This is a genomic window from Psychrobacter sp. UBA2769, assembly GCF_002352555.1.
GTDB lineage: Bacteria > Pseudomonadota > Gammaproteobacteria > Pseudomonadales > Moraxellaceae > Psychrobacter > Psychrobacter maritimus.
In genome coordinates this window covers 89,090-103,808 of sequence record NZ_DEIR01000012.1, presented here as the reverse complement: position 1 = coordinate 103,808, position 14,719 = coordinate 89,090, and the positions used below count along the sequence as shown (strand labels likewise).

Here is a 14,719-nt window from a genome sequence, read left to right as displayed (position 1 = left end):
GAGGACGAGATGATTGATCCATTTGCAAATAATCACCAGAGTATGCAGATTGGTGATTTGGTTATTGAAAATCAAGAAGATAAAATCATTATTTATGGTGACATTAATCTGGTCTTTAATGAGGCGGGATATGAGCAAGCACAGCAGCTACACGAGCTCACTAGTAAAATTATGCTGGCATTTGAAAACCGCACTCAATATAGTAATTACGATGATAAGTCAAAAGAAAAAGATGACCAAGCGGATAAAATTATAGACAATCCGTTCCTGTAACTGTTTGATATGCTTTTGATTTTATAGTAATAATAAACTATAAAAAAATTACTAGGCAAAATCTAAAAATTGCTTATAATGGGTCAAGACATCGCTTATGTCGATCAAACTTTTTTTTGCAAAGCTAAGCATTAATAAGATATTAATATCGGCTTTCAACTGAAACTTAGGATAGAGCTGCAAGCTTGCAATAAAAGATTGTTGATAAAAGGATAAGCGTAGGACATCAGAAACACAACGTTTCTAGTAATCATTGAATGAAGGGAGTCAATTTATGAAATTATTCGCAAAAACTACTTTAGCAGTTGCTGGTATCAGTTTAGCAAGCATGGCATTCGCCGCTGACCCATTACACAACACTACTTGGCAGACTTTTGATGAAGGCCAGCCAAAAGGCGTGGTTAAAATCACTGAGTCTAACGGCGTCCTAACGGGTAAGCTTATCAGCACGACTTCAGAAAAAGGTAAGAAGCATGTTGGCATGACGATTATCTCTGGTCTGAAAGCTGACGGTGGTGGTAAATACAGTGGCGGTACGATTACTGACCCTGAAAAAAATAAAGACTATCGCATGACTGCTAATCTAAGTGGCAGCACTTTAAAACTAAAAGGTTATATCGGTCCATTCTCACGTAGCCAAACGTGGAAAAAGAAATAAACTGCTATAATTCTGCCTTATGAAGTTTGGTTGTTAACGTATAATAGACTTCATAGAAAGATAAAGTGTTAAAACTTTAAAGCATAAAGAATCCCGCATGACCGAAAGGTTATGCGGGATTTTTAATGATGGCGCTTTTATCAATGATGTTTTTTTAATGTGAAATTTATTAATACCGATTTTATCAATGCCAATTTTATTAATGATGGTCTTATTGTGGATAAAATAGTCCTCAATAAAACCATCGTAGATAGTAGGCTTACCTTATAAACTCTGGATAGGCTTCCATACCACATTCAGCAATGTCTGCTCCTTGATATTCTTCTTCTTCAGAGATACGCAGACCTATGACAAATTTAATGATGCTCCAGACTATCAGACTACTTATAAACACCCAAGTAAAGATGGTCGCAGCACCAGCAATTTGACCGAGCAATGTAGCGGCTGGATTGGTCAGAGGGACAATTAGTAGACCGAATAAGCCTGCCACGCCATGCACCGAGATAGCGCCAACTGGATCATCAATTTTTATTTTATCCAATATTAAGATGGATAGTACAACGATGACGCCTGCCACCATTCCAAATAGCGTTGCCTGAAGCGCTGATGGCGTAGAGGGTTCAGCAGTGATAGCGACAAGACCGGCTAATGCACCATTTAAGAGCATGGTTAAATCTGCCTTACCAAAGATGATGCGCGCGATGATAAGGGCGCCGATGGCTCCACCGGCAGCAGCGGCATTGGTATTCAAAAACACTACGGCAACCGCATTGGCGCTGGCGATATCGCCAAGCTTGAGCACTGAGCCGCCGTTAAAGCCAAACCAGCCCATCCATAAAATAAGCGTACCAAGCGCAGCTAAGGGTAAATTGGCACCAGGGATAGCACGTATCTCACCATTGGGACCGTATTTACCTCTACGTGCCCCTAACAGCAAGACCCCTGATAACGCGGCAGCAGCTCCTGCCATATGGACGATACCTGAGCCCGCAAAATCAGAAAATCCCAAATCGCCAAGGCTAAATAGGCCAAACACGGCTTTACCGCCCCACGTCCAGCTACCTTCTAATGGGTAAATAACTCCGGTCATAACAACGGCAAACAGTAAAAAAGACCATAACTTCATGCGTTCAGCTACGGCGCCTGAAACGATTGACATACAGGTGGCGACAAAAACCACTTGGAAGAAGAAATCAGAGGCGGCCGAATATACGGCATCACCAGCAAAGCCATTTTCAGCTGAGGTCGCCAATGCGTCTGCTACTAAGGTTTCAGTGCCAGCAATACCGCTCAAAAACAGATTGCCATCATACATAATGGCATAACCGCATATCATATACATGGTACAGGCGGTGGCAAAAAGGGCGATATTTTTGGTGAGGATTTCGACGGTGTTTTTTGAGCGTATCAATCCTGCTTCTAACATGGTGAAGCCAGCTGCCATCCACATGACCAGCGCCCCACACATTAAGAAGTAAAACGTATCTAGCGCGTACTGGAGCTCAAAGATTTGGTTTTGCATGTTAATTCCCCCTTGAATATATGCAATATAACTATCGAGATGACCTATAAATCAGTGTTTATAGATGGTCTGGCGCTTAATTATTAAATAGCGTCAGGACCTGTCTCACCCGTACGAATACGAATGACTTGCTCAAGATTGGTCACGAATATCTTGCCGTCGCCGATTTTGCCAGTACTGGCGATACGCGTAATGGCTTCGATAGCAGGTTCGACCATCTCATCCATCACCGCCACTTCGACTTTTACTTTAGGTAAAAAGTCCACCACGTACTCGGCGCCGCGATAGAGCTCGGTATGACCTTTTTGACGACCGAAACCTTTAACCTCGGTGACGGTGACACCTTTCACACCGATGTCAGAAAGCGCTTCACGCACATCATCGAGCTTAAACGGTTTTAAGATCGCAGTGATTAGCTTCATAAAAAAATCCTTATATGGGTGATGTCGCAGGTTAATAGAGGCAGTTTGCTGCCGCATATTATTGTCATGCTTATGGTTAGCGCTTCAAGAACTGTGCCAAACCTACTCAAGGGGGTAGGTAGGTTTGCGCACATGCGCTCAAAAACACTCATCAGTATGACAAAAAATAGCGCTTATACCATAACAATAAATAGCACAGTTATTGGTATAAGTTAGAGAAATCAACCTTTAACGTTGCATGAACGAAAACTTTATTATAACCAACTTTTTAAGCACTTGGGGAGGCTATCACTTTATTTCATGTGATGATTTGATAAAAGGTGAGGGCAAAGAAACGAGGAGGCGTAACAGGAAGAGGTTACAGAGGCTTAAGCTAAATACGATAGTAAAGCGCGATGAATCACGCTTAATATTCAGCCTCTGTATTCAAATAAACGAGCGGCCTTAAGCCTTGGGGAATAGTAAATACGGGGTCTTGGTGCTACCAAGCAGTTTTTTGGTCTCGCTACCTTTTAGCAGTTCAAGCAAACGTGGTTGCCCAAAAGCCCCGGTCATTAGCAGACCAATATCATTTTTACTTTGATAATAGTTTAAGGCGGCAGTCACATCGCGGCAGTCAAGCAAGGCCTTTTTACATTTGATGCCAGCTTGCTTAAGGCGTGCATACGCTTCCCGCAGTGCATCGCAGTTTTCTGAATTTTCTTTGGCAACCATGACGATATGCACGGTCAGCGCCCGAACAAGAGCCGTTTTACACAGCCAATTGAGCAATTTATGCGAAGTAGGGCTATTGTCAAAAGCAAATAATGCCGTGGTTGGGGGCAAAAATGGTGCATGAGTCACCAAAATGGGGCAGTGGCTTAAGCGGATAAGCTGGCTTAAGGTTGATTTGCAGGTGACATGATGACCGATGACGATTAATTGTGCTTTGTCATCGACGTAATCAATGCTATCACTCAAGTTTTCATGCCGATGTAATGTATAGGTTTTAAACTTATGAGGTTGCTGCTCGCAGTAAGTGGTTGCTTGGTGTAGCAGCAGCTTACCTTGGGCTTTTAGCTCGCTATTACTGAAGTGTTCTTTTGCCGTAAATTGATCGAGCAAGACATTTTCATCATCAATATTTAGGCAGCCGGAATAATCAACGGCGGCTTTTTGTTGTAAACTTGGTACGGAATGGAGCAGGCCAATGGGCGCTTGCAGACGAATAGATGCCCACATACTGGCATCCAATACGGCCTGCACATGATCGGGACAGTCCAAGCAAGCAATCACGCTATCTGGCTTCAAATTACTCATAAAGGCACCACATATCTCAATAATGAAAACACAGGCCCGTTGGTTAAAGTCATCCTTTAACCAGCGAGCCTGATTTTATATACCAATATAATTGCTGATGAATAAACCAAACGTTTATCTCAGCTTGATAACACCCATGCAGTTTTGCTTAATCCAAGAGCCCAATATCTCGGCGATCATGAATCGAAAAACGATCGATAAGGGTGCGGCTGGCGCTATTGAGTCCAACCACTTTGACATCAATGCCTTCACGTTGCAAGCGCATGACCAGCTTGTCCAAGGTATCAACGGCACTGACGTCCCAAAAATGAGCTTGGCTGACGTCAATATGTACGCTGTCCAAGGCTTCTTTAGTATCAAAACTCTGCAAAAACTGCGTCGTTGAAGCAAAGAAAACCTGCCCTTGCACGTAGTAATAGCGGGTATTGCTGCTGTCGTCATATTCACTAAAGATGGTTAAGAATTGCCCGATTTTATTGGCAAATGCTAAGGCAGATAACAATACCCCAACGCCGACGCCATACGCTAGGTTATGAGTAAAGACGGTGGTCAAAACCGTCGCTAGCATAACGATATTAAAGGACATCGGATGGGTTTTAAATTCACGGATAGATTGCCAATTAAAGGTGCCGATAGAAACCATAATCATCACCGCCACTAGTGCGGCCATCGGTATCAGGCTGACCCAGTCACTTAAGAATACCACCATGATAAGCAGTACCACGCCAGCGATGAGCGTTGATAAACGCGTACGACCGCCAGATTTGACGTTAATCATCGACTGTCCAATCATTGCGCAACCTGCCATCCCACCAAAGAATCCCGACACTACGTTGGCGATACCTTGACCACGGCATTCTTTGTTTTTATCACTTGGCGTGTCAGTTAATTCATCGACAATGGTTGCGGTCATCATAGATTCTAATAAACCTACGACGGCAAGCGCGATAGAATAAGGTGCGATAATCAATAAGGTATTCAAATTGAGCGGAATATCAGGTAATAAAAATACCGGTAAAGAATCTGGCAAATCGCCCATGCTACCGACGTTACGAATATCAAGGTTCATATACATGGCGACCGCGGTTAGGCCAACGATACAAATCAGTGGCGATGGAATCACGCGTCCGATTTTAGGAATCAGCGGAAACAAGTAGATAATGGCCAAACCGGCTGCGGTCATGATATAAACCGTCATGCCGACGCGCTCAGTCATCGGGTTCAGCTCGGGCAACTGAGCAGCAAAGATCAAAATCGCCAGCGCATTGACAAAACCAATGACCACCGAGCGCGATACAAAGCGCATTAAGTTACCAAGCTTAAAGATACCCATGATTATCTGGATAACGCCGCAAAATAAGGTTGCCGCTAGCAAATACTGCAAGCCGTGCTCGGCAACTAAATCAACCATGACCAGCGCCATGGCACCGGTCGCCGCTGAAATCATACCGGGACGACCACCAACGAAACTAATCACCACGGCGATACAAAACGATGCATACAGACCGACTTTTGGGTCGACACCGGCGATAATGGAAAAGGCAATCGCTTCTGGAATCAAGGCCAGTGCGACGACCAAACCTGATAACGTATCACCGCGAATATTGGAAAACCACTCTTCACGTAAACTGCCAAAAAAAGATGTCATAAGTAAACTGCATAGGGTTAGAGGCAAAAAAAGCAATCGTTCATCATTGAGCGTTAACGCTTAGCGATAAAAGGATTGCATCGTGATTAACTATGTCGAGATGATATCGACCATAATTACGTTATAAAAATCAGTCATCGTGATAGATGCTGATAATCGTTCTGTAAACAGGTACTCATGCAGTCATATGGCTGTGGCACTATTATTTGCTTGAGTAATTGCCTGCTTAAGTAATTATCTGCTTGAATATTAGCTAACTACTTAGCTATCGACCTTTATAACGGTATCGCAAATGCCATCACCCATAATCAATATGATGACAGTCTTTAAAATGATGAATAAGTGTCCGCGATGATCTATTGCGGTAGAAGAAGATAAATAATCTGTCAGACGAAAACGCCACAATATAGGGCAGTGCTTGCCTGTCATACCATTATCACCATATGAATCGTTGCTGAAGAGATGTGACAATAGCGCGATACGTGTGACAACATGCTAAACTAAAATGCTAGATTGCATACTTGGTCAAAATAGCTATTTAACCTAGCGGTTCCTATTAGGGCAGCTATTATAGCATTAGCGACTCAATATAAAAACAGGCGCATAATAACACAAAGTCTCAAAAAACCAGTACCGAAATCCGAGTGATACCTTTATGATGCTGTTCATCTAAAGCGCCTTACGCAGGCTATATATAGCGCCTATTTATAGAGCTAAGTTTATAGGCAGTTTGTTTATAGAATCTACTTATAAAAGCTGTTTATAAAGCTGCTTATGAAACCCGTATGCTTGACACAATTTTTTTCGTCCAATAGATAGAAGGAATAGATATGACCGCCAGCACCGCAAAAGAAGCCTTACTTCATAAAGGCAGTGGTTTACAAGTCGTGGTCGGTTTGGGGCAGTCGGGGCTGTCGGTGGCGCATTATTTGACCGCGCAAGGCTACCAAGTCGCTGTGACTGATAATCAAGTGAGTCCCACTTTAGCAGACCAATTACCTGCTGCTGTTGAGATTCGCCAATTTGGGGCGATAGATGCAGAGTTATTGCAACAAGCCGCTCGAATTATCATCAGCCCTGGCATCTCATTAAAAACAGCAGCAGTTGCCGCGGCGAAAGAGGCGAATATTCCGGTCGTCAGCGACATTCAATTATTTTGTGAAGCGTGCCGCGTACCGATTATTGCCATTACTGGCTCTAACGCTAAAAGTACCGTAACCACATTGGTTGGCCAAATGGCGGCGGATGCAGGGGTGAATGTTGGCGTGGGCGGCAATATTGGCGTGCCAGCACTGACTCTGCTGTCTAATAGCGAGATGGAGTTGGCAGTTCTGGAGCTATCAAGTTTCCAATTAGAGACCGTCACCAATTTAGGCGCACAAGTGGCAACGGTACTGAATATGTCGCCTGACCACTTAGACCGTCATGGCGATATGCTCGGTTATCATCAAGCCAAGCATCGTATCTTTCAAGGTGTCAAGTCAGTGGTTATCAACCGCGAAGATGCCTTGACGCGCCCGCTGGTGGCGGATAATTTGCCACGTTTGAGCACGGGCATTCACGCTCCTGACAAAGGTCAATATGGGCTGATTACCGACTCAGAAGGGCAGACGTATTTAGCCCGCGGGACAGAGCGTTTGCTCTCGGCGGATAAACTGCGCATTAAAGGTCGTCATAATTTGCTTAATGCGCAAGCAGCTTTGGCATTGGGTGAGCTTGCTGGTTTACCACTTGATAGTATGCTTAATACTTTGCAAGCATTCACAGGGCTTGAGCATCGCTGTGAATATGTCGCCACAGTCGATGGGATTGATTATTTTAATGATTCTAAAGGCACCAATATTGGTTCAACCATGGCAGCTGTCGAGGGCTTAGGGGCGGTATACGCACCTAAAGACGGTAAGCTATTATTAATCCTAGGCGGGCAGGGCAAAGGGCAGCAATTTGGTGAATTGACGCCGTTTATCAATCAGTATGTCAGCCAAATGCTGTTTATTGGCGAAGACAGCCAACAGATTGAGCAGCATTTACGAGCAGCAGGCATCCGTGCTGACGATGTTTCATTACATCAGTGCCAGACGTTAGAAGGCGCTTTTGCGATGATTAAACAAGTCACAGAAAGTAGCTTATCGCAAGTACAAGCGGTGCTCTTATCGCCTGCTTGCGCCAGCTTTGATCAGTTTAGTGGTTTTGCTGCCCGAGGCGAGCACTTTAGTCAGCTTGTTAAGCAGTTAGACACTGTCTCACAAGGCAGTGTTTATTAAGATAATGTTTCATAAGATAGTGTGTCATCAGATAGTTGGTCGTGAGATAAGTTGCCATAAAAGAGCTTGTCGCTAGATAGCACGACCATCAGCTTTTATACTGTTTCGTTTATCGTTGTAAAAATGGCAGGCGTTTTTTGATAAATGATTGTTTTGCTTATAAATTGCTGCTACTGTCAAATATAAGCAGTAAGGCTTATGTAAACCAAGTGATGAATCAGGTGACGAACCAAGCAGTAACCCAGCCACCTTGCCATGTCAGTACTGAATATTGACACGGTAAACTGCCAAAAAGCGTGGTTTGTCACTAACTAGCTGTCTGCTATTATCTTTTTAAATAAAATCTATTTCATATTTTTTAAACGGTGGCGTTTTATAAACGCCGTGTTTTTTCGTTTGCTAGTGTATATAAAATTATGGCGCTCTCTTCTCTTTTTCGTTCGAACTCTCAATCGCCACAAGCTACTGGCTCAGATGGTATTCTGTCTATGCCATCAGCGCGCGCAATTTTATTATCGAGCGTCGGCTGTATGTTGGTGCTTAGCTTATTGATGGTGGCTTCTGCTTCTATTCCTTTTGCGCTCAGTCGCGGCATGAGCGAGTTAAATTTTTTCTATAATCAGCTCCTCTACATGGGTATTGGTCTGTTTATCGCCGGTTTTTCTTATAAACTGGTATCGCTAAAAAGGCTCTATAGAACTGAAACCCAGTTTATGCTGTTGGCGATTACCGGGCTCTTGTTATTTGCCACCTTATTTAGTACGCCTATTAACGGCTCGAAGCGTTGGCTAACGCTCGGCGGCTTTAACTTTCAGGTCGCAGAGCTTGCAAAGCTGGTGATGATTATATTTGTCTCAGACTTTGTGGTACGGCGCTCATTTGAGGTACGTAATGGTTGGGATGGCTTTTTACGCATTGCGATAGTGGTCGGGCTAATTACCGTTCTGTTACTAGCGCAGCCAGATTTTGGCTCGTTTGTGGTTATTATCGGTACTGTCTTTGCGATATTTTATATTGCTGGCGCGCCTTATAAGCAGTTTATCGCGCTCGGTGCTGTCGCCGTTGGTGGCGCAGTATTAATGGTAGCGACCGTACAATATCGACTCGTACGTGTGATGTCGTTTTTGGACCCTTTTGATGATGTGCAAGATACCGATTATCAGTTGGCACGCAGCTTAATCGCCTTTGGTCGTGGTCAGTTTACCGGTGTCGGTTATGGCGAAAGTGTACAAAAACTGTCGCATTTGCCAGAGGCGCATACGGATTTTCTGTTAGCGATTACCGGTGAAGAATTGGGCTTTGTTGGCGTCACGATGATCTTGATACTGGAGGCGCTCATTATCGGTAGTGCCATGCGCATCAGTTATAATGCCCTTAAACGTCGCCAAATGCGTATGAGTTATACCGCCTTTGGTATCGCGGTGGTGTTTATTGCCCAAACCATTATTAATGCGGCGATGAATATGGGCGCGATTCCGACCAAAGGCTTGACCATGCCATTCTTTAGTTATGGCGGTTCATCGATGCTGATTAGCTTGGTGATGGTGGCGGTGCTGCTAAAGATTTATAAAGAAAGCCCTGAGATTGAGAAAAGCCAGTGTCGTTATTATTAAGTCACTCTAATCATTAACTATAAAAAAAGCGTCGCTAATAGCGGCGTTTTTTCTATTAGGGCTTAGGACTATGTTATTAAATGCTCGGCATATTTAAAGACTGCATATTTTGTAGCGGCAAATTATCCCATTGTGCAATCGCTTGCTTCAGCATATTTGTTGGGGTATCGCTATCAACGGCAGGCTGCTGCAATAGCTGTAAAGCATGAGTAATTAGCTTACTTGGGTCGCGAGTATCAATCGGCTGGGCAAGGTTTTGTTTCGACAGCTTTTGACCGTCAGGACTGCATATCAGCGGCAAATGATACCAATAGTCGATAGCCGGTAAGCGCGCGGCATGCATAATGCTGATTTGGGCGGTGGTCATCGGTAAAATATCCAAGCCGCGCATGATATGCGTGACACCTTGCAGTCCATCATCAAGACTGGCTGCTAAAATATAGTTAATCATGCCATCTTGGCGACGTACCACCATATCTCCCAAGGTGTACTGCGGGTTATCCCATTGCATGCCTTGAATGCCATCTTTAAAGCCCATGCGATAATTTGGCAACTGTATACGTAGCTTATTTTGCGCTTTATCAAAACCTACATCTAGACAGCAGCGCGGATAACGTTGTCTGTTTAGAAGTTTTTGGTTTGCCTGCTGCGGGTCAATACTTTCTCCTATCGCTTTTCGCTCCCAATAACGCTCAAGACTTTTGCGTGAGCACTGACAGCCGTAGGTCAGCGGATAGAGACTTGAAGATAAGTAATCATTATAAATATCAATGCGTTCAGATTGGTAGATGACATCGCCATCCCAGTGTAGCCCGAGCACCTCCAAATCAATCAAAATCTGCTCAGTAAACTGGCTATCGCAGCGTTCAGTATCAGTGTCTTCGATACGTAAGAGCCACTTACCACCGATAGATTTGATATGACAAAAGCTGGCAAGCGCTGTCGTTAATGAACCAAGATGCAGCTCACCAGTGGGTGACGGGGCAAAACGCCCGATAGGCTGTGATGACGATGCGGCTGCGGCTGGAGTTGAAATTTGAATTGGCATAGGAGTATGGATGGTTTTCAAAGTAGGCAGTATCAGTAGAATAAAAACATAGAATAATAAATATAGCGCCAAAAAGATATTTATCAAATATGCCTATTTTGTTGGTGGCGTGTCAATAAGCATCAAGTTCATCTATAACTGGCGATATATAAAAGGCAGGAAAATAAAAAACAAGAACCTAAAACGCAACGAGCGACCAATAAATGGTCGCTCGTTTTTATATTAGAGTATTAATGACTTTTAAACTATCTGGATTTAAGCACCTTATTTAAGCACCTTGGTTTTGACGCTCTTTAATCTCAGATAAAGTCTTGCAGTCAATGCACTGAGTTGCTGTTGGACGGGCTTCGAGGCGACGCAGACCAATCTCTACGCCACAAGTTTCACAAAATCCGTAATCATCGTTTTCAATTTCGGCGAGAGATTTATCGATTTTGCGAATCAGTTTACGTTCACGGTCACGCGTACGCAAGGTCAAAGCAAACTCTTCTTCTTGCGTGGCGCGGTCATTGATATCTGGCATGGCGCTAGACTCATCTTGAATATAAGTCTTAGTACGATCCGCTTCGCCAATCAGTTGGTGCTTCCAATCTAATAACATTGCCTTAAAATGCGCCAATTGCTCATCAGACATATACTCTTCGTCTTTGGCAGGTTCATAAGGGGTGAACTTTACATCACTCGGATTCGTGGTCAGGGTGCTCATATGGGTATCCTACTTTTTCAAATTAATTCAATAAAACGACATATCAAAAGACAAGACGTTATAAATTTATCAAACGCTATAAATTGTCCCTTTATAAAACGTTTTACCACTTAGTAACACAAGTAACACAGCTGATCTAATAATACGGTTATCTCGATAGGACGCGGGCGACCTATCAATGGTCAGGTATATTGTCATGAATTTATTTATTTAAATGCTTACGGTTAAATAAATAGACAAATCCCTGACTGTGAAAACTTAGCTTGTGGTCAAGTTAGCCATCCTAGCTATTATAATTTTGTCTAAATAAAGCTTAGACCATGCTTATTTTTCTTACATTGTCTAACAGTATAAGATACAGGCTCTGGCGATATTATTCTAGCCAAATTTTAGCCAATAAAACTGGTCGTCAAGTATCTAGTCTTTCGACCCAGCTTGCAACCTCTCCATTGTTGGCTAATTGCAACCAACGATATCCGGGTAGGGCGTTTTTATCATAAGCAAAATCGTCTTCAAAAGGTTGAAACTGATAGCAAGTAGACGGCGTGCTATACACCGTCACTCCTTGCCGCTGACGGACTTGCTCTTGATGGGTATGCCCGCTGATAATCACTTTTAGATGCTCAAATGCCGCCATCCGTTGCCAAAAAGTATCGGCATTTTTTACCATATGCTGATCAATCCAGTCAGAGTCGACCGGTATCACGTGATGGTGTAAGGCGATGAGCGCAGGCTTCGTGCAAGTCTCTAGCTGCTGACATAGCCAATCAATGTCGGTCGCTGTCACCTCTCCTGCTACTTTACCAGTGATGGACGAGTCTAATAGCAGCAGCTGCCAATGCTCCGTCTCAATCATATGTCGGCTTAGCAGGCGCTCATCGGTAGGTCTGGCAATCAGTTCACGCTGAAAAAATGGCAGCTCACTGTCATTTTCATCGGTGACATCATGGTTGCCTGCGATACAAGCAAAAGGAATGCCGGTCGCCTGCAACACCTTAAAAATATGGTCGTAAATATCAGTTTGTACTTTATTGACCAAATCGCCTGTGACAATGATTAAGTCACAGCGCCGGTCTTCGCTTAACGCTTGTTTGATAATTGCCTCAAAGCTGTACTGGCAAATCGCCACTTCACTACTGGTTTCGTCAACCGCCGCAGGCACATGGGATGATAAGTGCAAATCAGTGATTTGCAGAATATTTACCTGTCCGTCTGGCGTGCTGATGGCGCTGGCAGGATAGCTAAGCATTGGATTTAGTCCCTTATCAATCAAAATCGCGTTCAATCAAAACACCGTAGAAAGCATTTATTTTATTATAAAAGTCGTTAACTATATTCTTGATAATATTAGAGAAAGTTTATAACATTATGACGAGTAAAGCTCTAGCAATATTGATGAAATAAAGTTCGATAAAGGCGAAGTAAATAGCTTTCTTATGACGGTGATAATAACTGCTGCGACCGCCATAAGCGCTGCCAGATATTTGGATATTTAGTGGCGTGGCGACTAGTGGCGTGGCGACTAGTGGCGTGGCGACTAGTGGCGTGGCGACCAAAATTTTGCCATCAGAGATTTTGTACCTGATTTTATGCCTATTAGCTTTGAGATAATCAGCGCAATAAAAAATAAAATAGCGAGGACTAAAACGATAGCAAGTCCGGTCTGGATATCAAACCAGATACTGCCCCAGACGCCAAGCGTGACGCCGAGCTGGGCAATGATTAAAGCGATAATAACCATTTGTTTTGGCGAGGCTGACCAGAGACGGGCGGTCAGCGCGGGCAATACCAATAAACCACTGATTAATAAGCTACCAACCGCTTGCAAGGCAATGGCACAAAACCCCGCCAATACGCCCATAAAAAACAGCCGCTGACGAGTCGGATTAATACCTTGAATCCGTGCCAAAGCCTCATGAGTAGCCAGTTTGATTTGCGCCGGCCATATATAAATAAGTAATCCTAAGCCCACCAAAACACTGGTTGCAATTAAAGGTAAATCCGCCCAATCAAGCTCAAGTAAATTGCCAAATAAGAAGCCTAAGACATTGGCTTGCTGGTCGGTCAGCTGGGTTAACGTTAATAACCCTAAGCACAGTAGCGACACTGCAACCACGGCTAGCACCGCATCGACGGGCAAGCGCTCATCATCAATTAATACCAGTCCCAGTACCACCATTACACTGACAATGCCAATACCAATGCCCATAGGTAATTGCCATAATACTGCCAACGCTACCCCTAACAATGTCCCATGCGCCAGTGCATCGGCAAAAAACGCCATGCGGCGCCATAATACCAAGCAACCTAAAGGCGCAGAAAGTAAGGCTAAAATGCTGCCAGCAATCCAGGCAGGGGCAATGATGGCTAACCAAGCGGTCATAATAGATATCCGTAACATTTTTAGAAAAAGGAATAAGGCGGTTGTTGCCTGAATAAGCTTGGTTGTTAATTATATCTCGCTTGGCGCATGATGCTCGCAGGCGTGCGGCTGATGGACATACGGCTGCTCATAATGATGTCCAAAGAGCTTTTGAAACTCTGAACTAATAGCAAGCTCGCTTGGTTGTCCCTCACAGCAGATATGTTTATTGAGACAAATGACACGCCTGCTACCTTTCATCACCCAATGCAAATCATGCGAAACGACTAACATGGCGCAGCGTAAAAACTCCGGCAGCTCATCAATAAACTGATACAGCCAAACTTCCGTATCAAGGTCAAGCCCTTGCATTGGCTCATCTAAAATTAATAAATTGGGTTTATCCAACAAAGCACGCGCTAGCAATACGCGCTGGGTTTCACCGCCTGACAGGTGCAGCATTTGCCGTGATAGCAGATGCGTTAAGGATAATTTTTCAAATATAAATTGACGCTGCTCAGCGGTTAAGCGCTTTTTATCTGCTTGGGCCAATAAATCGCACACGCGTAACGGTAAAATGGGCGCGACCGTAAAGCGCTGCGGCACATAACCGAGCTGTAACTTTTGGTGCGGTGTTATCTGTCCATTCGTTGGCTCGATCAAACCCAAAACCAGCTTTACCAGCGTCGATTTGCCCGCGCCATTAGGACCGATAAGGCTGACCGTTTCATTGACGGCAATATCAATGTCGATATGCGAGAGGATGCGTTGCTGCCCGATATGGTAGCTGATATCGCTTAAGCTCAGCAGTTTGGTGGCATTATTCATCGTCTTATCACTCATATTAATGGCAGAGGATGGCTTGGTTGGGGAAGTCGCTAGGCTCATAGGGCAGTACTGATAT

Annotated in this window: 13 protein-coding genes; 4 read left to right on the top strand and 9 right to left on the bottom strand. The window is 43.9% G+C overall.

Features of this window, described 5'->3' with window-relative positions; translation table 11 throughout:
- The first annotated feature begins 9 nt into the window (after positions 1-9).
- A complete protein-coding gene (locus tag B3Q63_RS05170) occupies positions 10-273 on the top strand; it encodes a hypothetical protein (protein ID WP_296174507.1) in 264 nt (87 codons plus the stop codon).
- A 274-nt stretch (positions 274-547) separates the two neighbouring features.
- On the top strand, positions 548-931 hold the full coding sequence (locus B3Q63_RS05165; RefSeq protein WP_201545882.1) for a DUF2147 domain-containing protein: 384 nt from the start codon (positions 548-550) through the stop codon (positions 929-931).
- 259 nt (positions 932-1,190) lie between these two features.
- On the opposite strand, the gene B3Q63_RS05160 is transcribed toward B3Q63_RS05165, so the two are convergent.
- The 4 genes from B3Q63_RS05160 to B3Q63_RS05145 form a co-directional block, all read right to left on the bottom strand.
- A complete protein-coding gene (locus B3Q63_RS05160) occupies positions 1,191-2,453 on the bottom strand; it encodes an ammonium transporter (protein ID WP_296174503.1) in 1,263 nt (420 codons plus the stop codon).
- A gap of 83 nt (positions 2,454-2,536) precedes the next feature.
- Complete coding sequence (locus B3Q63_RS05155; RefSeq protein ID WP_011514651.1) at positions 2,537-2,875, bottom strand: P-II family nitrogen regulator; 339 nt, start codon at positions 2,873-2,875, stop codon at positions 2,537-2,539.
- A 444-nt stretch (positions 2,876-3,319) separates the two neighbouring features.
- On the bottom strand, positions 3,320-4,174 hold the full coding sequence (locus B3Q63_RS05150) for a universal stress protein (protein WP_201563701.1): 855 nt from the start codon (positions 4,172-4,174) through the stop codon (positions 3,320-3,322).
- Positions 4,175-4,322: 148 nt separating this feature from the next.
- Positions 4,323-5,822, bottom strand: a complete 1,500-nt coding sequence (locus B3Q63_RS05145; RefSeq protein ID WP_201563699.1) for a SulP family inorganic anion transporter — start codon at positions 5,820-5,822, stop codon at positions 4,323-4,325.
- Positions 5,823-6,652: 830 nt separating this feature from the next.
- On the opposite strand from B3Q63_RS05145, the gene murD reads away from it, so the two are divergent.
- Positions 6,653-8,086: a UDP-N-acetylmuramoyl-L-alanine--D-glutamate ligase gene (gene murD, locus B3Q63_RS05140; RefSeq protein ID WP_296174497.1), complete on the top strand. Its 1,434-nt coding sequence runs from the start codon at positions 6,653-6,655 to the stop codon at positions 8,084-8,086.
- 416 nt (positions 8,087-8,502) lie between these two features.
- Positions 8,503-9,699 carry an FtsW/RodA/SpoVE family cell cycle protein gene (locus B3Q63_RS05135; RefSeq protein WP_227670463.1) on the top strand — a complete coding sequence of 399 codons (1,197 nt, stop codon included), beginning with the start codon at positions 8,503-8,505 and terminating at the stop codon, positions 9,697-9,699.
- 76 nt (positions 9,700-9,775) lie between these two features.
- Here the strand turns inward: B3Q63_RS05135 and gluQRS are convergent, their stop codons facing one another.
- From gluQRS to B3Q63_RS05110, 5 genes are all read right to left on the bottom strand, one after another.
- The gene (gene gluQRS / locus B3Q63_RS05130) at positions 9,776-10,747 is read right to left on the bottom strand and encodes a tRNA glutamyl-Q(34) synthetase GluQRS (protein WP_296174491.1); all 972 of its coding nucleotides are present in this window, start codon (positions 10,745-10,747) and stop codon (positions 9,776-9,778) included.
- A gap of 268 nt (positions 10,748-11,015) precedes the next feature.
- Positions 11,016-11,453 (bottom strand): RNA polymerase-binding protein DksA, encoded by a 438-nt coding sequence (gene dksA, locus B3Q63_RS05125; RefSeq protein WP_201563693.1) that lies wholly within the window; start codon positions 11,451-11,453, stop codon positions 11,016-11,018.
- A gap of 409 nt (positions 11,454-11,862) precedes the next feature.
- Positions 11,863-12,702, bottom strand: coding sequence for a metallophosphoesterase (locus tag B3Q63_RS05120; RefSeq protein WP_296174489.1), 840 nt, complete (start codon positions 12,700-12,702; stop codon positions 11,863-11,865).
- Positions 12,703-12,990: 288 nt separating this feature from the next.
- Positions 12,991-13,836 carry a metal ABC transporter permease gene (locus tag B3Q63_RS05115; RefSeq protein ID WP_201611553.1) on the bottom strand — a complete coding sequence of 282 codons (846 nt, stop codon included), beginning with the start codon at positions 13,834-13,836 and terminating at the stop codon, positions 12,991-12,993.
- A 69-nt stretch (positions 13,837-13,905) separates the two neighbouring features.
- Positions 13,906-14,658 carry a metal ABC transporter ATP-binding protein gene (locus B3Q63_RS05110; protein WP_414706314.1) on the bottom strand — a complete coding sequence of 251 codons (753 nt, stop codon included), beginning with the start codon at positions 14,656-14,658 and terminating at the stop codon, positions 13,906-13,908.
- Positions 14,659-14,719 lie beyond the last annotated feature (61 nt).